General features: G+C 61.7%; 19 protein-coding genes. 17 read left to right on the plus strand and 2 right to left on the minus strand.

The features are described from left to right. Positions 1 to 14: 14 nt before the first annotated feature. The 12 genes from fabD (at position 15) to ACW73L_RS01045 (ending at position 11,254) form a co-directional block, all read left to right on the plus strand. Positions 15 to 965: an ACP S-malonyltransferase gene (gene fabD, locus ACW73L_RS00990; RefSeq protein WP_498919444.1), complete on the plus strand. Its 951-nt coding sequence runs from the start codon at positions 15 to 17 to the stop codon at positions 963 to 965. Further along, entirely contained in the window at positions 962 to 1,699 is a 738-nt protein-coding gene (fabG, locus tag ACW73L_RS00995) for a 3-oxoacyl-ACP reductase FabG (protein WP_498919445.1), read from the plus strand. The genes fabD and fabG overlap by 4 nt, the downstream gene beginning before the upstream one ends. 231 nt (positions 1,700 to 1,930) lie before the next feature. Then, positions 1,931 to 2,161, plus strand: a complete 231-nt coding sequence (gene acpP, locus ACW73L_RS01000; protein WP_129882511.1) for an acyl carrier protein — start codon at positions 1,931 to 1,933, stop codon at positions 2,159 to 2,161. Between the two features lie 79 nt (positions 2,162 to 2,240). After that, complete coding sequence (gene fabF, locus ACW73L_RS01005) at positions 2,241 to 3,482, plus strand: beta-ketoacyl-ACP synthase II (RefSeq protein WP_498919447.1); 1,242 nt, start codon at positions 2,241 to 2,243, stop codon at positions 3,480 to 3,482. A gap of 131 nt (positions 3,483 to 3,613) precedes the next feature. Then, on the plus strand, positions 3,614 to 4,447 hold the full coding sequence (gene pabC / locus ACW73L_RS01010; RefSeq protein ID WP_498919449.1) for an aminodeoxychorismate lyase: 834 nt from the start codon (positions 3,614 to 3,616) through the stop codon (positions 4,445 to 4,447). Continuing rightward, the gene (mltG, locus tag ACW73L_RS01015) at positions 4,444 to 5,448 is read left to right on the plus strand and encodes an endolytic transglycosylase MltG (RefSeq protein ID WP_498919450.1); all 1,005 of its coding nucleotides are present in this window, start codon (positions 4,444 to 4,446) and stop codon (positions 5,446 to 5,448) included. Before pabC ends, mltG begins: the two co-directional genes overlap by 4 nt. Beyond that, positions 5,441 to 6,067, plus strand: a complete 627-nt coding sequence (gene tmk, locus ACW73L_RS01020; RefSeq protein ID WP_129882663.1) for a dTMP kinase — start codon at positions 5,441 to 5,443, stop codon at positions 6,065 to 6,067. The genes mltG and tmk overlap by 8 nt, the downstream gene beginning before the upstream one ends. Then, positions 6,051 to 7,049 (plus strand): DNA polymerase III subunit delta', encoded by a 999-nt coding sequence (gene holB / locus ACW73L_RS01025; RefSeq protein ID WP_498919451.1) that lies wholly within the window; start codon positions 6,051 to 6,053, stop codon positions 7,047 to 7,049. Before tmk ends, holB begins: the two co-directional genes overlap by 17 nt. 19 nt (positions 7,050 to 7,068) lie before the next feature. Beyond that, entirely contained in the window at positions 7,069 to 7,425 is a 357-nt protein-coding gene (locus ACW73L_RS01030) for a PilZ domain-containing protein (RefSeq protein WP_498919453.1), read from the plus strand. 51 nt (positions 7,426 to 7,476) lie between these two features. After that, entirely contained in the window at positions 7,477 to 8,253 is a 777-nt protein-coding gene (locus ACW73L_RS01035) for a TatD family hydrolase (protein ID WP_498919455.1), read from the plus strand. A gap of 119 nt (positions 8,254 to 8,372) precedes the next feature. Further along, positions 8,373 to 9,551 (plus strand): polysaccharide deacetylase family protein, encoded by a 1,179-nt coding sequence (locus ACW73L_RS01040; RefSeq protein ID WP_498919456.1) that lies wholly within the window; start codon positions 8,373 to 8,375, stop codon positions 9,549 to 9,551. A gap of 233 nt (positions 9,552 to 9,784) precedes the next feature. Further along, positions 9,785 to 11,254 carry a porin gene (locus tag ACW73L_RS01045; RefSeq protein WP_498919457.1) on the plus strand — a complete coding sequence of 490 codons (1,470 nt, stop codon included), beginning with the start codon at positions 9,785 to 9,787 and terminating at the stop codon, positions 11,252 to 11,254. A 291-nt stretch (positions 11,255 to 11,545) separates the two neighbouring features. Here ACW73L_RS01045 and ACW73L_RS01050 read toward each other — a convergent pair whose 3' ends face one another. Then, positions 11,546 to 11,752: a (2Fe-2S)-binding protein gene (locus ACW73L_RS01050; RefSeq protein ID WP_498919459.1), complete on the minus strand. Its 207-nt coding sequence runs from the start codon at positions 11,750 to 11,752 to the stop codon at positions 11,546 to 11,548. Positions 11,753 to 11,857: 105 nt separating this feature from the next. Beyond that, on the minus strand, positions 11,858 to 12,325 hold the full coding sequence (bfr, locus tag ACW73L_RS01055; RefSeq protein WP_498919460.1) for a bacterioferritin: 468 nt from the start codon (positions 12,323 to 12,325) through the stop codon (positions 11,858 to 11,860). 159 nt (positions 12,326 to 12,484) lie between these two features. Between bfr and ACW73L_RS01060 the strand changes: the two genes are divergently transcribed. From ACW73L_RS01060 to ACW73L_RS01080, 5 genes are all read left to right on the plus strand, one after another. Continuing rightward, positions 12,485 to 13,018, plus strand: coding sequence for a YcxB family protein (locus tag ACW73L_RS01060; RefSeq protein WP_498919461.1), 534 nt, complete (start codon positions 12,485 to 12,487; stop codon positions 13,016 to 13,018). 45 nt (positions 13,019 to 13,063) lie between these two features. Then, the gene (locus tag ACW73L_RS01065; protein WP_498919462.1) at positions 13,064 to 14,983 is read left to right on the plus strand and encodes an ABC-F family ATP-binding cassette domain-containing protein; all 1,920 of its coding nucleotides are present in this window, start codon (positions 13,064 to 13,066) and stop codon (positions 14,981 to 14,983) included. Further along, positions 14,983 to 15,483 carry a hypothetical protein gene (locus ACW73L_RS01070; protein WP_498919463.1) on the plus strand — a complete coding sequence of 167 codons (501 nt, stop codon included), beginning with the start codon at positions 14,983 to 14,985 and terminating at the stop codon, positions 15,481 to 15,483. Before ACW73L_RS01065 ends, ACW73L_RS01070 begins: the two co-directional genes overlap by 1 nt. Before the next feature lie 82 nt (positions 15,484 to 15,565). Next, entirely contained in the window at positions 15,566 to 16,009 is a 444-nt protein-coding gene (locus tag ACW73L_RS01075) for a universal stress protein (RefSeq protein WP_498919464.1), read from the plus strand. 283 nt (positions 16,010 to 16,292) lie between these two features. Then, the gene (locus ACW73L_RS01080; protein ID WP_139555762.1) at positions 16,293 to 16,685 is read left to right on the plus strand and encodes a hypothetical protein; all 393 of its coding nucleotides are present in this window, start codon (positions 16,293 to 16,295) and stop codon (positions 16,683 to 16,685) included. Positions 16,686 to 16,766: the final 81 nt, after the last annotated feature.

Below are 16,766 nucleotides of genomic sequence, written 5' to 3' on the forward strand. Positions count from 1 at the left end.
GAGACAGAGCAGACATGACAGTCGCGTCCGAGCAGTTGGCCTTCGTGTTTCCCGGTCAGGGCTCCCAGTCCATCGGGATGCTGCGCAGCCTGTCCGAGGTCCGGCCCGAGGTCGACAGCACTTTCGCAGAGGCCTCGCAGGTCTTGGGCTTCGATCTGTGGCGGCTCGTCAGCGAAGGTCCGGCCGAGGAACTGAATCGGACCGAGAACACACAGCCGGCCATGCTCGCGGCTGGCGTCGCGGTCTGGCGGCTCTGGCAGGCCGAGTCGGACGCGCGTCCGGCCTGGATGGCCGGACACAGCCTGGGCGAGTACACCGCTTTGGTGTGCGCTGGACGCATCGCCTTCGCTGACGCAGTGCAGCTGGTCCGGATGCGCGGCAAGCTGATGCAGGAAGCCGTGCCTGAAGGTGTCGGTGCGATGGCGGCCTTGCTGGGCCTGACCGACGAGCAGGTCGGGCACCTGTGTCGGGAACTGTCGACCCCCGATGCGCTGGTCGCCGCCGCGAACTTCAATGCGCCAGGTCAGGTCGTCATTGCCGGGCATGCGGCAGCCGTTGCGACCGCCGTGGAACAGGCGAAACAGGCCGGAGCGAAACGGGCCATGATGTTGCCGGTCAGCGTGCCTTCGCACTGCGCGCTGATGAGTGACGCGGCCGGCAAACTGCGCGCCTTGCTGTCGTCCTTATCGATCGCTCCGTCGGTCGTGCGCGTCGTTCACAACGTCGATGTGGGCGAGCACCCTGAGGCCGACGACCTCCGTGACGTCTTGGCCGCGCAGTTGCACGAGTCGGTGCGGTGGACCGAGACGGTCCGCCATCTGGTCGGTCATGGTGTGACACACATCGTCGAGTGTGGGCCCGGGAAAGTGTTGACCGGTCTGAACAAGCGAATAGCATCCGACTGCCGGTCGGTGTCGATCCACGATCTGGAGAGCTTCGCTGTGGCACGGGAGTTGTTGGTATGAGCCAGACGATTGCAATAGTGACCGGAGGCAGCCGCGGCATCGGGCGCGCGATTGCGATGCGATTGGCCGCCGACGGTTTGATGGTAATTGCTACCGCAACGACGTCCTCCGGGGCTGACGGTATCGGCGCGATGTTCGCCGACGCGGGCTTGTCCGGCGTCGGTCGTGTGCTCGATGTCTCCGATGTGTCTTCGATCGAGCCCTTTCTGAAGTCGGTCGCCGAGGAATTCGGCGCACCGACCGTACTGGTGAACAACGCCGGCATCACGCGGGACAATCTGCTGATGCGGATGAAGGATGAAGAGTGGGACGGGGTCATCCAGACCAACCTGAGCTCGGTGTACCACCTGTGCAAGGGCTGTATCCGCGGGATGATGAAGGCCAAGACCGGGCGCATCGTCAATATCGGCTCCGTCGTTGGCGCGATGGGTAACGCCGGACAGACAAACTATGCGGCGTCCAAGGCGGGGATGATCGGATTCACGAAATCATTGGCCCGGGAAGTCGGGTCCCGTGGCATCACGGTCAACGCCGTTGCGCCCGGATTCATCGCGACCGACATGACGGACGCTTTGCCCGAGGAACATAAGGCCGCGCTGATCGGCAGCATCGCGCTGGGACGTCTCGGCCAGGCCGACGATATCGCGGCGGCTGTCGCCTTCCTCGTTTCCGATCAGGCGGCATACATCACCGGTGAGACCCTGCATGTCAATGGTGGGATGCTGATGCCCTAACGTGGGCTGCGGGTTCGGTCTGTCCCGCGGCGGGAGCCGTCGGTACACCGGGCGGGTGGAGCTTGCCGCGGTTCGAAGTGCGGACCGGGGGAACGTTCATCGAACGCCGTTTGCGCCGCGGCGGGCGAGTTTTCAGTGGAGGTAGAGGGGTACATCCGTCGTCTTGTATTGATGAATGTTCCCTTTTACTATGTGCGCCTCACAGACAATGAGAACAATCGAGGATTTGAAATGAGCGACGTTGCAGAACGTGTCAAGAAGATCGTTGCCGAGCAGCTTGGGGTGAAGGACGAGATTTCCAACGAAGCCTCCTTCGTGGACGACCTTGGCGCTGACTCTCTGGATACCGTGGAGTTGGTCATGGCGCTCGAAGAGGAATTCGAATGCGAAATTCCGGACGAGGACGCCGAGAAAATCACCACAGTCCAGCAGGCCATCGATTACATCGAAAGCCACTCCTGAGTCTTCACGACCCTCCTGCCATTTCCGCAGCCGGGGCAGCCCCGGGGCGTTCCATCTTTTCGACCAAGCAGGTAGACCCTTGACCAAACGACGTGTCGTCGTCACGGGGCTCGGCATGGTGTCGCCTGTCGGCCTCACCGCTGCCGAGTCGTGGACCAACGTCCGGGAGGGACGCGGCGGTATCGGCCCCATCGAATGCTTCGACGTTTCGGGTTTCGCGACCCGCATCGGAGGCAGCGTCAAGGGCTTCGATATTGCCCGCTACATCCCCGAGAAGGAAGCACGGAAAATGGATGTATTCATCCATTACGGGCTGGCTGCCGGGTGTCAGGCAATGGAGGATTCCGGGCTGACGGCCGAACGGGACGATGCGGAACGGATCGGCGTCGCGATCGGCGCGGGCATCGGTGGCATCACCGGGATCGAAGAAGGTCACAACGCCTTCCTGAAAGGGGGCGCGCGAAAGATCTCGCCTTTCTTCGTGCCGAGCAACATCATCAACATGATCTCGGGAAATCTGTCCATCAAATACGGACTGAAGGGCCCGAACATCGCGATTGTGACCGCCTGCGCGACCGGTACCCACAACATCGGCGAGGCCGCGCGGATCATCCAGTATGGCGATGCGGACGCGATGGTGGCCGGCGGGGCCGAGATGGCAACGTCTCCGACATCGCTGGGCGGGTTCGCTTCAGCGCGCGCGCTATCCCGTCGCAATGACGATCCGGCGAAGGCCAGTCGACCCTGGGATAGGGACCGTGACGGCTTCGTACTCAGCGATGGTGCCGGCGTAGTCGTGCTCGAGGAACTGGAACATGCCCGGCGGCGCGGAGCGCGGATCTACGCCGAACTCATCGGCTATGGCACGAGTTCGGACGCCTACCACATGACTCAGCCATTGCAGGATGGCGAGGGTGCTGCCCGATGTATGCGGCTGGCGTTGCGTGATGCTGCCCTTAACGCCGATGCGATCGACTACGTCAATGCGCACGGGACCTCGACACCGGCCGGTGATCTTGCCGAAACGCAAGCGATCAAGTCGGCCTTGGGCGAGCATGCCTACCGGGTTCCGATCAGTTCGACGAAGTCAATGACCGGACACATGTTGGGTGCTGCAGGCGGAGTGGAGGCGATATTTTCCGTTCTTGCGCTGCAGGATCAGGTAATCCCGCCGACCATCAATCTCGATAACCCTGACCCGGAGTGCGATCTGGACTACGTCCCGCATGTGGCCCGCGAAGCCCCGCTCGAGGTTGCAATGTCCAACTCGTTCGGCTTCGGCGGCACGAACGGCACGCTGATTTTCAAGCGCTGGCGCTGAGCCTGCCAGACAGCTTGAAGCCGACCATGGTGTCGGCGCGGCGTGCAGCCCGGTTTATCCCGGCAGGATTGCATGAGCCGCTGCGAAGACGTGTCTCGCGTCGCGCCCGATTCGCAAGAATGATGAGTGCCATGCTGTTGATCAACGGCCGTTACGGTCACTGCATCGAGGCAGCAGACCGGGGCTTCCAGTACGGCGACGGCGTCTTCACGACCTTGCCGGTCTTGGCCGGACACCCGATTTTCCTCCCGCTTCATCTGATGCGTCTGGCTGGGGACTGTGGCCGGCTCGGTATCCCGTTTCCCACGGATTCCGTGCTGGAGCCCGAGGTCCGGCAATTGTGTCGTGTCAAGAGCCATGGCGTGCTGAAGATCCAGATCACGCGCGGGGCCGGTCCACGCGGCTACCGGCCGACCGCCGACACACAGCCGACGCGGGTGCTGAGTCTGCAGGAGCACGTCAGCCACTCATGCCAGGCTTCGGAACAGGGGGTTCGTGTGAGGCTCTGTCGGTCCCGCCTCGGCGTCAATCCCGCGCTCGCGGGAATCAAGCACATGAACCGGCTCGAGCAAATCCTGGCCCGCAGCGAGTGGGACGATGCGCTCATTCGCGAGGGTCTGATGCTGGACAATGCAGGGGCCCTGATCGAGGGGACGATGTCCAACGTTTTCTTGGTTGTCGGAGGGCGCTTGGTGACACCCGACCTATCTGGATGCGGTGTGGCAGGTGTCATGCGTTCGGTCGTACTGGCGCTCGCAGCGGCTGAGGGGATTGGAACCGAAGTTCGGCGGGTGGCCGTCGATGAATTGGGTGCGGCCAGTGAGGTATTCCTGACCAACAGCCTGATCCGGATCTGGCCTGTCGTGGCGTTGGACAACCTGGCCTGGACAGTAGGTCCGGTGACGCAGCGCCTTCACCGGCAGCTCGAGGCCCGCATTCGGGCCGAAACCGGGGGCACGGTGTGAGTCGCTGGCGCTGGGCGGGTGTCGCCATCCTGCTGGTTGGCCTGCTGTTCCTTGCGGCAGAGTTTCTCGGCGCAGTGAGGGCCGTTTCGGCAAATTCCAGCGAGACCATTTTTGAGATCCGCAAGGGCGAGAGCGTGCGCGGGGTAGCGCGGCGCCTTCGCGCCGAGGGGATCTCCGAATGGCCGAAATGGCTGGTTTTCCAGGCCTACTGGAAAGGCGTGGCGCGCAATCTGAAGTACGGTGAGTACGTGATCCCGCCCCATGTCTCGATCGAACAGTTGCTCGCCTTGCTGGCATCGGGGAAAACCCGTCGCCACGCGATCACCTTTGTCGAGGGCTGGACCTTCGATCAGATCCTGAATGCGGTGCAGGCCCATCCGGCCCTTGAGCACGCCTTGGCGGGTCGTGGCCGCGACGAACTGCTCGCCGCCATCGGTTTGGCCGGAGAACATCCCGAGGGACGTTTTTTCCCGGATACCTATCTGTTCGCCAAGGGCTATCGGGATACCGAATTGCTGCGAAGGGCCAACGAGAAGATGGCCTCGGTGCTCGAAACGGAATGGCGCCAGCGACAGGACGGGCTGCCCTACGCGACGCCGACGGAAGCCTTGACGCTGGCATCGATCGTCGAAAAGGAAACATCGATCGATGCCGAGCGGCCCCGTGTCGCGGGCGTGTTCGTAAGGCGCTTGCGCCGCGGCATGCGATTGCAGGCCGACCCCACCGTGATCTACGGTATGGGGGCCGCTTACCGCGGTGACATCACACGGCAGGCCTTGCTTTCTGATACTCCCTACAACACGTACACCCGGGCCGGTCTGCCGCCGACGCCAATCGCGATGCCGGGGTTGGCGTCACTGCAGGCGGCGCTGCACCCGGATGCGGGCGACAGCCTGTATTTCGTTGCCGCGGGTAACGGGTCTCACGTGTTTTCCAGCACGCTGGCCGAGCATCAGCGCGCGGTAGCGGCATTCTTAAAGAAACAACGGCATGATGAATAGCGGGCGCTTCATCACGCTGGAAGGCGGGGAGGGTGTTGGCAAGACGACCTGCATCGAGGCCGTTGCCGAACGGATCCGGGCCTGGGGCCGCGAGGTTGTCGTGACACGCGAGCCTGGCGGCACGCAACTGGGGGAGGGACTGAGGGCGCTGTTGTTGCACAGCGAACACGTTACCGTCGAGGCGGAGTTGCTGATGATGTTCGCCGCGCGTGTGCAGCACGTTCAGGAACTCATCTGGCCTGCGCTCGCGCGGGGTTGCTGGGTCGTCTCCGACCGCTTCACGGATTCCAGTTATGCCTATCAGGGCGGAGGTCGCGGGGTTCCTGCAGCGACTCTGCGGTTTCTGGAGCGGCTCTTGCCGGGCGCGCTGCAGCCGGACCTCACACTGTTGCTGGATGCGCCGGTCGAGGTTGGAAGGGCACGTGTGCTCGCCCGCGGCGGCACGGACCGTTTCGAGTCCGAGGCGCTCGCTTTTCAGGAGCGGGTGCGTGATGCTTATCTGGAGCGGGCTGCGGCATTCCCGGAGCGCATCGTCGTGATTGGTGCCTCGGGTCCGGCCGACGCAGTGCGATCCCACCTCCTCGCAGCACTGGAGCAACGCTGTGCTTCCTGGTTCTGATTTACTGACCGCCTTGCCATGGCTGGAAGGCCCCTGGTCTGCGCTGCGCACCTACATTGCCGACGGACGTGTGCCGCACGCGCTGCTGGTGCATGGCCCCGCAGGGACGGGCAAGATGGAACTGGCGCGAGCTTTCGCCGCGCGCCGGTTGTGTCCTTCGGAAAGGGGCGAGTTTGCCTGTGGCGAATGCGGATCCTGTCGCCTGCTGGAGGCGGAGACGCATCCGGACTTCGTGATCGTCGAGTCGCCGGAACCGGGCAAGGCGGTGAAGACGGATCTCGTCCGCGACATCATTGCGTCGCTGTCGCTTCGTCCACAATACGCACATAATCGAATGGTGGTACTGCCAAGGGTCGACCGGTTGAATCGCTACGCCGCGAACAGCTTGCTGAAAACCCTGGAGGAACCGGATCTGCAAACCTGTTTCGTGTTGCTGGCGGAACAGCCCGGCGCCGTGCCGCCAACGATTCGGAGTCGCTGTCAGCGGGTGGCGGTGACCTTGCCGCCGCGTGCGGCGACCGAGGCGTGGTTGCGGAACCACGTGCCGGCGGAAGAGGCGCAACTGCGCGTCATCGTCGCGCGAGGTGCTCCGCTGCTCGCACGCAGCCTGGAGCCCTCCCGTCTGGTCGCGCGCCGCGATATCCTGACATCGTTCGAAGCGCTGGCTACTGGCGCCGCAGACCCCATACAGGCCGCGGGCCGTTGGGAAAAGTTCGGCCCTGAGGAGTTGGTATCGTGCTTGATTTCCTGGCTGGAGGATCTCATTCGCCTGAAGATCGCGCCGGGTTCCCGTGCAGTGCACAATCCGGACCTTGGCTCAGGCCTGGGCGCGCTCGCGGCCAGACTCCGCCTGCGTGCACTGTACCGCGTGCTCGATCTTGCTTTCGGTGCCAAGCGCGCTTTGTCCGGTCAGGCAAACCGCACGCTGATGCTTGAAGAACTCGCGATAGCCTGCTGCCGCACGGCTTGCGGCGACCGGTGAGTGGAGCGCGCTGCGTTCGATGAGCGACGAGAACGACAACGCCCGCGTCGGTATTCTGTCGGTCACGATCCGCGACAAGAGTGCGCTTTACGCGGCCTACATGCCGTACGTGCGGAATGGTGGCTTGTTCGTGGCAACCCACCGGAGTTATCAAGTCGGCGACGAGGTGATTCTGATCCTCTCGCTGATGGACGAGAGCGAACGCGTTACGGTGGCCGGGAAGGTCGTTTGGGTCACGCCGAAAGCGGCCGAAGGCTATCGCACGCCCGGTGTCGGAGTACAATTCGGCGAAAACGACGGTGGCGCGACCCGCAGCCGCATCGAGAATTACCTGGCCGGTATCGTCGAGGCTGACCGTCCGACCTTTACGATGTAGTGCGGCGGGGCATCGAAGCCCCGCACTGCCAACGCTGTATGAGCACCGCCGATGTTCGTTGACTCCCATTGCCATCTCGATCGTTTGGACCTGACGCCCTACAGCGGAGACTTTTCGGGTGTCATCGAGCACGCTCACGCGGCCGGTCTCGGCCGTATGCTGTGCGTCTCGATCAATCTCGCCGACTACGTGCCGATGCGTCAACTCATCGACGCTTGGATGCAGATCGATGTGTCGGTCGGCGTCCATCCTAACGAAGGCGAGACGGCTGCCGCCACTGAGGCGGAACTCCTGGCGCTCGGCGCCGATCCGCGGGTTGTCGCCATCGGCGAGACTGGGCTCGACTACCATTGGCAGGACTGCCCGGCGGCCGTTCAGCAGGAGCGCTTCCGCGCCCACATTCGGGCGGCGCAGGCGCTCCAGAAGCCGCTGATCGTGCATTGCCGTGACGCGGCCGAAGATACCCTGAGGATTCTGCGCGAAGAGAACGCCGGCTCGGTCGGCGGTGTTTTCCATTGCTTCACCGGCGATTGGGCTGAAGCCCGTCAGGCACTGGATCAGAACTTCCTGATCTCGTTTTCAGGCATCGTAACGTTCAAGAATGCCCGGGTACTGCAGGAGGTGGCGCGACGCGTGCCGCGCGATCGCTATCTGATCGAGACGGATGCGCCCTACCTCGCTCCGGTCCCGATGCGTGGCAAGCCGAACTACCCCGCTTATGTCGCCCATGTGGCCGATTTCATTGCCGGACTTCAGGGAGTGACCGTGGCCCGGGTTGCCGAGGAGTCGGCCGCAAATTATTACGATTTGTTCAAACCCCGACATTAACCCTCGGGGAGGGGGCGGCACTCCAAGGCGTGTGGCCCCCGGACCGAAACCCCGGACCGGTTGCGCTCTGCCGGTGCGGTTCGATCGTTGCGTTCGCTTTACCAGCCGTCATTGCCGCCATGTCGACGATACACCACGCACTCGTTCTGAATCTCCATCAACCCCCCGGTAATCTCGACTACTTATTGTCCGAGGCGCCCTGGGAGGCCAAGGAAATCTTGTTCGCCTACGATCGGATGGCACGCGCCCTGTGGGACTACGAAGGGCTCGCGCGCGTTCATCTGTCGCTCTCGGGTACCCTGCTCGAAGACCTTGCAAAACCGGATTTCCAGTCCCGGACCTACGGCATCGTCGATTGCGGTTCGGTTCTTTGGCACCTACAAAATCGCGAACTGTTCGAAATTCTTGGGACCGGATACTACCACCCGGTGTTGCCGCTGATCCCGGAGCAGGACCGGGGCGAACATTTGTCACGTTGGCTTGCAACGGCCCGCCACCTGTTCTGGCGGGAGCGCTTCGATGGCTTTTGGCCGCCTGAGATGGCGTTCTCGATGGAGCTGATTCCGCTCCTCAAACGGTATGGCTACCGCTATGTGATCGTCGACAGCGAGCATGTCGAACCGCTGACGGACATGCGTTGGGAGGAGGTGCGCTATCGACCCCATATCGCGACCCATGGCGACGATTCGATCGTGGTCATCGTGCGCGATCGGGAACTGTCCGATGCCCAGGAGTCGGGCATGGAGTACTCGTGGTTTCTGCGGGAAGTGGAAGAGCGCACCCGTTGGTGCGACTTCCCGCCGCTGGTCACGACCTGCACGGATGGCGAAAACGGTGGCTGGTTTCGCAACACGAACATGGCCGCCAACTTCTGGGGTGCCTTTTACGCCGAGTTGCTCGAACACACAAAGTCCGTCGGGCTGATCCGCCCGACCTTCATCACGGACTATCTGAACCGTTTTGGTGCGCATGGCGAAGTGCACGTGAAGACGGGAGCCTGGAATACCGGTTGGCACCACGGTCGGGACTTCACGCAGTGGACCGGTTCCCAATCGCAGCGTGACGCTCTCACGCGTGTCAACGCGGTAAGCCTGCTCGTAAACACAGCCTTGGAACGCGCTGCGAACAACGAGACACCAGCAGCGGAGCTTGATCGAAGCGCCCTCGACGAAGCCTGGTGGCGCCTGCTGCGCGCCGAGACGAGTTGCAACTTCTATTGGGGCGAAGAATGGGTGCACCGGTGCCATGTCGATCTCGACGCCTGCGTCGACGCCCTGAATCGGTGCGGTTCCGCCTGACTTTTACCTCCCGTCTGCGTCGCGCGGTGCGCAGGTCTCGCAGGCGCTGTGCCGTGCATCGCCCAGTTTGTGTCGCTAGCGGCTCCTGCCGACTCCCACGAGTGGTCACGCTGGCCTGAAATACGCTGGGCGTCTCGCTTGGTGTGTCGCATCCAGGGGATGTGTTCCAAGCTTCGACCAACCGTGCGAGCCTTCGGTGAGCATGTTCCAGACCGATAGCCCTTACTCCCGCGGTGCATTTTTGCAAAAGTTGTTGTACTGGTGCGAAAATAGGACAAACCGCCCTAGAATGGTGCGTCTCTGTCTTCTGCTTGTCATGGATCGCTATACAAAACAGTCGACTGGCTTTTGGCATAGGGCGTGCAACATACAACAGCGTGGAAAGTAAGGAGTTTTCGATGACAAAAAACAGAAACGCTGTCTCAGGCTTGGCCCCAATCATCTGCGGGCTGCTGTCCGCCGCGATCGCGGTCCCCGGGCTGGCGAAAGATATCGGCGAGACGACCGGATTCGCCGACTGGGCGTTCGGGGATCCGAACGAGAGCGACTTCATGAAGAATCTGGGGTTGAAGATCGGCGCCTGGATCAACGTGGGTGTCAGCACGAATTTCAACAACTCCCCCGGCGGTTTCAACGGCCCGGTGACTTTTGGCGACCGGACCGGTGAATTGCAGCTGAACCAGACCTACTTCTATATCCAGCGTGAGGTCGCCGGCGAGGGCGACGACTGGGATGTGGGTTTCCGCGGCGACTTCATGTTCGGTACCGATGCCATTTTCACGCAGGCCTACGGCGCGCCGCAGGGACACTGGGACTTGAACCTATGGAACGAGCGCTTCCTCGGCACGGCGATTCCTCAGGCCTATTTGGAAGTCTACGCCCCGTTCGGCAACGGCATCACGGCCAAGATCGGTCACTTCTATACGATCATCGGTTACGAAGTCGTGACCGCGCCGGATAACTTCTTCTACTCGCATGCGTACACCATGCAGTACGGCGAACCGTTCACGCATACCGGCGTGCTGTTCAGCTACAACATCGACGACCAGTTTTCCTTCACCGGCGGCGGCGTGACCGGCAGCCAGTTCGGTGGCTGGGACGGCGGCTTTGATCAGGGGATGAACAACTGGGCCTTCCTTGGCGGCTTGACCTACAAAAACACCGATTGGGGCACGACCCTGGCCGCCACCGGTACGGCTGGCGACGCCAACGGCAAGAACCCGAACAACGTCAGTATTTACAGCCTCGTCGCGCAGCAGGATATCACCGAGGACCTGCACTTTGTCCTCCAGCATGACCATGGCTTTGCCGATCAGGCGGCGATCGACGCATCCGGCAAGGTCCAGAACGCCACTTGGTATGGCATCAACTCGTATCTGTTCTACGACATGACCGACACCTTGGGCGTGGGTATCCGTGGTGAGTGGTTCCGCGATGACGACGGAACCCGCGTGTTCTCACCCGGTCGTACGCTCGGCCAGATCCAGCCAAACGCCTTTGGATTCAACAAGCCAGCAAGCTATTACGAAGTGACGCTCGGCTTGAACTGGAAGCCGCTGCAGTGGGTCATGGTGCGGCCGAACATCCGCTACGACTGGTCGGATAGCGTCAACGCCTTCAACAATGGCGGCGCCGACGTTGGCTACCAGGGCAACCGCAAAGATCAGCTCCTGTTCTCCACGGACGTCGTTGTGACGTTCTGATCCTGGCGTGCCTTGGCGCACGCGGATTGATTATCGGTCGATTGGCGAGAACGACAGGGATGTCGCATTTACAGAGGGCCCACGGGCCCTCTTTTTCTTGATGACTTACAAAAGACTTGTGGTCGAAAGAAATGCGAACAGCTTCCGGGCCCTCGCCTCGTCACTCCACGTCTAACTGAGCGTAGATGTCGGCCTTGGTGAGTAAGGCAGGAGGATCGCGGAGGGGGATCCGACCGTCACTCGTCAGGGGTGCGGCGTGAGGGCCATTACCCCGAGGGCCTTCGGAAGGCTTCAGGACGACGCGGTCGCGCAGTTTTCGAAGCTTGCGTTCTCTTCCAGACTAGAGCGCAGGATACGCTTGGCCTCGGCGGCGCACTTACCGCACTGGTCGCAACCGCCGACCTCTCGGCGCAGGGTGCGCATGTTGTACACGCCGCCTTCGGCAACCGCTCGGCGGATCTGGCTATCAGTAACCTTCTTGCAGATGCAAACGTACATGACACGGGACGCTTTGTTGATTCCGCCCGTATCTTATGGTGGGTGAGAATAATTATCAATAGGCAGTCGTAGTTTTGCTGCGGCCGGCTCTGCGCGGTTCCCAAGTCAGCACTGGGACTGCAGGTAGTTCCGTAAACCGATCTGGTCGATCAGCCCCAGTTGGGTTTCGAGCCAATGGGTGTGATCCTCTTCGGTATCGCGCAACAGTCCCAAAAGGACCTCGCGGGTCCGGTAGTCACCAGCGCTCTCGCAGGCCTTGATCACTTCACGCAGTTCGTGAACGACGCGGTATTCGACCTGCAGATCGTTCCGAAACATATCCGGTACGGTCTGGCCAATATTGAGGGGCAATCGCGATCCGAGGTCTGGAACGCCCTCCAGGAACAGGATCCGTTCGATCAAGGCATCGGCATGGGCCAGTTCTTCCTGCATCTCGTGGTCGATGCGTTCGAATAGCTTCGTGTAGCCCCAGTCCCGGTACATCCTGGAGTGGGCGCGATACTGGTCCGCAGCCGTCAGCTCGCCGGTGAGTAGCGCATTGAGCTTGTGCAGTATCCCGGAATCGCCTTTCATCGTTATTCTCCTGCCGTCAGTCGTGAGCGGGCGGGGTGGCGGCAGCCTACAGACTAGCCTCCCGCAATATTGCGTATACTACGCCATTTCGCGAACGATGCGCTTTGCTGGTTGCGCTTCGCACCGCGCCGGATCCGCTTACTAAATCTTGCTAACGTCATGACAGAAATTTCCTATGAGGTCCGGGAACGCGACCTGATCGCCTTCAATGAGCATCTCGCCCAGCAATCCGACGATTTGCGCAAGCAATTCCGAAGACACCAGGCCCAAGTCCCGGGTTTCATGGTTCTGGTATCGCTGCTCCTGTGGTTCTACTACAAGGATTCGCTCTCTGCGATCTACGTGGCCGTCATCGCGCTGGCCTGGGGCTTCGGAGTGCCTGCCTACATGAAGTGGAGCCTGCGTCGGCAGATACGCGGCCTCTACTCCTCCGATGACAGAGCCTCGATACTGGGCAAGTTTTCGCTGCGGGTCGACCCCGCGAATCTCGTCGAGGTCAATGCAACCGGTGAGTCCTTCACTCCGTGGCAGGATGTCCTGCGCATCGAGGTAACGAAAAAGTACGCCTTCGTCTTCGTCGGCCCTCGCGCCGCCCTGATCGTTCCCAGGGCGACGATTTCCAAGGGTAACCTGCATGAGTTCATCAAGGCAGCAGACGAGCGCATCTCACAGGCCGATTCCGTTTCGGCTTGACGTCGGGCGGCAGCTGGACTTAACGCTACCATTTCGCGCTCGTTTATGCTGAGCTTCGACGCCGTGGCTCTCCGTTGCGGCGGCAGGTTGTTGTTTTCGGATGCCTGCTTCACCGTCCACCGGGGTTTCAAGATCGGCCTGATCGGTGCCAACGGCGTCGGCAAGTCAAGCCTGTTGCGGCTGATTCTTGGCGAACTGGAAACGGACTCAGGCGAGTTCTCCCTGATCCCGAATGCTGTCGTTGCCCATGTCGCCCAGGAGACCCCTGCGGGCGGAAGGGCGGCCATCGACTACGTGATGGACGGCGATGCCGAGTTTCGTCAACTTGAACAAGTCTTGCATCGGGGGTTCGCCGCCGGCGGTCGACGTTTGGACGAGGCGCAGGCTCGGTTCGAAGCGATAGGAGGCTATGCGACGCGCGCGCGCGCGGCGCGCTTGATGAGTGGCCTGGGGTTCGTTGCAGGGGATGCAGAGCGGCCGCTGAATGAATTCTCGGGCGGCTGGCGGATGCGCCTGAATCTTGCGCGCGCCCTTATGTGCCGCTCCGACCTGCTGCTGCTCGATGAGCCGACGAATCACCTCGACCTCGACGCCGTCATTTGGCTGCAGGAGTGGCTTGCGGGTTACGAAGGCACCTTGTTGCTGATTTCGCACGACCGCGACTTTCTGGACGCCGTCGTGGATCGCGTCCTCCACATCGAGAATTCGGCTGTCACGCTGTATACGGGCAACTATTCAGACTTCGAGGCGAAGCGCGCCGAGATGCTCGCTCAGCGTAACGCCGAAGCAGCGAAGCAGCAGCGCGAAATCGCCCGCGTCCAGTCGTTCATCGACCGTTTCAAGGCGAAGGCAACCAAGGCCAAACAGGCACAGAGTCGGATGAAGACGCTGGCCAGGATGACGGTGATTGCCCAGGCACATGTGGATTCGCCGCTCGACTTCCGCTTCGCGAGCCCGGCCAAGCTGCCTGCGCCACTATTGCAGGTCGAAGAGGCGCGCGTCGTACTTGGTCATCAGGTGATCCTCGATCAAGTGAATCTGAGCCTGATGCCAGGCGATCGATTCGCCCTTGTAGGGCGCAATGGAGCCGGTAAGTCGACCCTGATGAAGCTGCTCTCGGGTCAGTATGCGCCGGACACGGGGCACTGGCGACCCGCACCCGATCTGTCGATCGGATACTTTGCCCAACATGCGCTGGAACAACTGCATGCTGGCGACTCGGCGATCGCGCACATCTCGGCGCTGGATCCCGGTGCGACAGAGCGCGACCTCCGATCCTTTCTTGGGGGCTTCGGTTTTTCGGGCGACCGCGTCTTCGAGCCGATAGATTCCTTTTCGGGTGGGGAAAAGGCGCGCTTGGTTCTTGCGATGCTGATCTACCAGAGACCCAACCTGCTGTTGCTCGACGAACCGACCAACCATCTCGATCTCGACATGCGTTTCGCGCTCGCGCGTGCGTTGCAGGACTACACCGGCGCACTGTTGCTGGTTTCCCATGATCGTTACCTGTTGCGGGCGGTATCGGATGAACTCCTGCTGGTCGAGGATCAGTGTGTGACACCTTTTCCGGGCGACCTGGACGATTACCGGCAACGGTCCCGGGAACGGCCGGGCGGCGGCGTGGGTGCGGGCGGCGAGACGAATGCCGTAGGTTCAGCGCGCCACCACCGTCGTACCGCGGCTGAGCGCCGGACCCGCTTGAGGCCGCTGCAGAACGCGGTCCGAAAGGCTGAACTGGAGATCGAAAGCCTGCATGCTCGCATGCTGGAAATCGAACAGGGTCTGGCGGATCCCGGCTTGTATCAGGACCCGGCCGGGGCAGCCCGGCTCGGTGCACTGTCGAGCGAGCGTGACCGTATCGCTCGCTCGCTGGTGGCGGCGGAGACGGAATGGCTGTCGCACAGCGAGGCTCTGGAACTGGCCGAGCTGGAGGAGGCGCTACCCGAGCCCATCGGAGACAGATGATGGAACTGATCGTGCTGTTCGTGGATATCTGTCTGTTCAAGAAAGGGCCACAGGATGTGCCGGCTTCCCGGCTGCTGTTCGGGCTCGCGCTGGTTGCCTACTGGATGGTCGGGATCGCGCTGTTGAGTCTACAGAACGACTGGCTGGAAGCCGTAGGTCAAGCAGTCACCGAGTCGCTGTTGCTGCTCATGTTCTGTTGGGTGCTGTTAAGGGTCACAAACCGGCTGCCGCGGCTGTTGCAGACGGTCACAGCTCTGCTGGCGACGGATGCACTGATCAGTCTGCCGGGCGCACTGTTGCTGTCATGGTGGCTGTCGCGGCCGGACGCTCCCGGATTACAGTTCGGTCTGGTGGCGCTGACCGTGTGGCACCTCGCCGTGATTGCACAGGTGCTGCGTTTGGCGGTGTCGCAGCCGCTCGCCTTCGGCGTGATACTTGCCCTCACCTATGTTGGCGTGACCTATACGATCATGACGATGCTGTTCGGTCTGCCGGCCTGAACGTCCGTCGACTTCAGGCGACAGGGTGTATCATCGGGGCAGAGTGGTCGGTGCGTAGTTCGCCAAAAACAGGAGACGTATCATGCAGGCCTACCGTCACGTTCTTGTTGCCCTCGACTTCTCCGAGTCGGCGACGTTTGTGTGTGAGCATGGAAAAGATCTGGCCGATCGCTATGGGGCCGATCTAACGTTGGTGCACGTGGTCGAGAGCCTCCCCGTCGTTGATTCAACTTATGGTCCCGTCATGCCGTTCGAAATCGATTTGACGGACCAGATGTTGGAGGCGGCCCGCTCGCGCATGGATCAGGCCGGACAGGCTTTCGGCGTGCCGGAAGACCGTCGGCTGATCGAGCTGGGGAGCCCGAAGACGGAGATCGTCCGAATCGCACAGGAGCGCGGTATCGATCTCATCGTCGTCGGCTCGCACGGCCGGCATGGGGTTAAACTCCTCCTGGGATCCACTGCGACGAGCGTTATTCACCACGCCCGCTGCGATGTATTGGCGGTGCGGTTGAAGGACCGGTGATACGGTTCGCGATCATGGGTTCTCCTTCGAGCGGAACCGCGGCTCTCGCGGGTTGTTAACTCGCCCAGGCCGCGGGCCAGATGTTTGTCCGGTAGGCTTCCCGGTCCGCCGCAAGGCGTTTCAAATACTGTTTCCAATCGTTAATAAGGCTGTAACCTCTATGGAAAAAGAGGGTAAGTGCTGCAACAATGCGGGTTGACATCGCAACGGGTAGTGCGGGTTGTTCCAGCTACGTGGCGTGTCCTGCGGTTTTCGGTACCGATCACATTTTTGAGGAGCACTAATGAAAAAATGGTCCATCGTAGCGCTGGCCCTGGCGTCGCTTGGCGCTGGTAATGTCCTGTTTGCGGCCGACGCAGAACCTGTCCGTCGGGAGAGTGCAGAGGATGTGCAGATCGACGTGTTGATCGCGACGGCCAAGACCAAGGCTGATCACCTGAAGATTGCCGCGATGTACTCGGACGAGGCCAAGGCCGAGAGCGCGAAGGCGCAGCAACTGCGCAACCAGGCGCTGGCCTATAAGGAGCACAAGCACGACGTCTACGGCCGTGATCCGAACCTGCTCGACTTGATCGAACATGCTGATGCGGCCTCCCGTAGCTATCAGGAAGCTGCCGATCGTCACGTGTATCTGGCTCACATCCACGAGCAGATCGCTGCGGGTCTGAAGCGGTAAATCCGACAGACCCTTTTACCCCCCCCGGTGCGGTGTCCTCCGGTCAAGGAGACGCTGCGCCAGGGCGGCACAGTCCTCGCT

It is taken from the genome of Methylolobus aquaticus (assembly GCF_054172105.1).

Bases quoted from the DNA above. Each gene is read 5' to 3' on its own strand.
- ACW73L_RS01070 (WP_498919463.1), top strand. From the start codon at position 14,983: ATGGAACTGATCGTGCTGTTCGTGGATATCTGTCTGTTCAAGAAAGGG.
- ACW73L_RS01080 (WP_139555762.1), top strand. From the start codon at position 16,293: ATGAAAAAATGGTCCATCGTAGCGCTGGCCCTGGCGTCGCTTGGCGCT.
- ACW73L_RS01050 (WP_498919459.1), bottom strand. From the start codon at position 11,752: ATGTACGTTTGCATCTGCAAGAAGGTTACTGATAGCCAGATCCGCCGA.
- fabG (WP_498919445.1), top strand. From the start codon at position 962: ATGAGCCAGACGATTGCAATAGTGACCGGAGGCAGCCGCGGCATCGGG.
- tmk (WP_129882663.1), top strand. From the start codon at position 5,441: ATGAATAGCGGGCGCTTCATCACGCTGGAAGGCGGGGAGGGTGTTGGC.
- ACW73L_RS01060 (WP_498919461.1), top strand. From the start codon at position 12,485: ATGACAGAAATTTCCTATGAGGTCCGGGAACGCGACCTGATCGCCTTC.
- fabD (WP_498919444.1), top strand. From the start codon at position 15: ATGACAGTCGCGTCCGAGCAGTTGGCCTTCGTGTTTCCCGGTCAGGGC.
- bfr (WP_498919460.1), bottom strand. From the start codon at position 12,325: ATGAAAGGCGATTCCGGGATACTGCACAAGCTCAATGCGCTACTCACC.
- ACW73L_RS01030 (WP_498919453.1), top strand. From the start codon at position 7,069: ATGAGCGACGAGAACGACAACGCCCGCGTCGGTATTCTGTCGGTCACG.
- acpP (WP_129882511.1), top strand. From the start codon at position 1,931: ATGAGCGACGTTGCAGAACGTGTCAAGAAGATCGTTGCCGAGCAGCTT.
- pabC (WP_498919449.1), top strand. From the start codon at position 3,614: ATGCTGTTGATCAACGGCCGTTACGGTCACTGCATCGAGGCAGCAGAC.
- ACW73L_RS01075 (WP_498919464.1), top strand. From the start codon at position 15,566: ATGCAGGCCTACCGTCACGTTCTTGTTGCCCTCGACTTCTCCGAGTCG.
- ACW73L_RS01065 (WP_498919462.1), top strand. From the start codon at position 13,064: ATGCTGAGCTTCGACGCCGTGGCTCTCCGTTGCGGCGGCAGGTTGTTG.
- ACW73L_RS01040 (WP_498919456.1), top strand. From the start codon at position 8,373: ATGTCGACGATACACCACGCACTCGTTCTGAATCTCCATCAACCCCCC.
- ACW73L_RS01035 (WP_498919455.1), top strand. From the start codon at position 7,477: ATGTTCGTTGACTCCCATTGCCATCTCGATCGTTTGGACCTGACGCCC.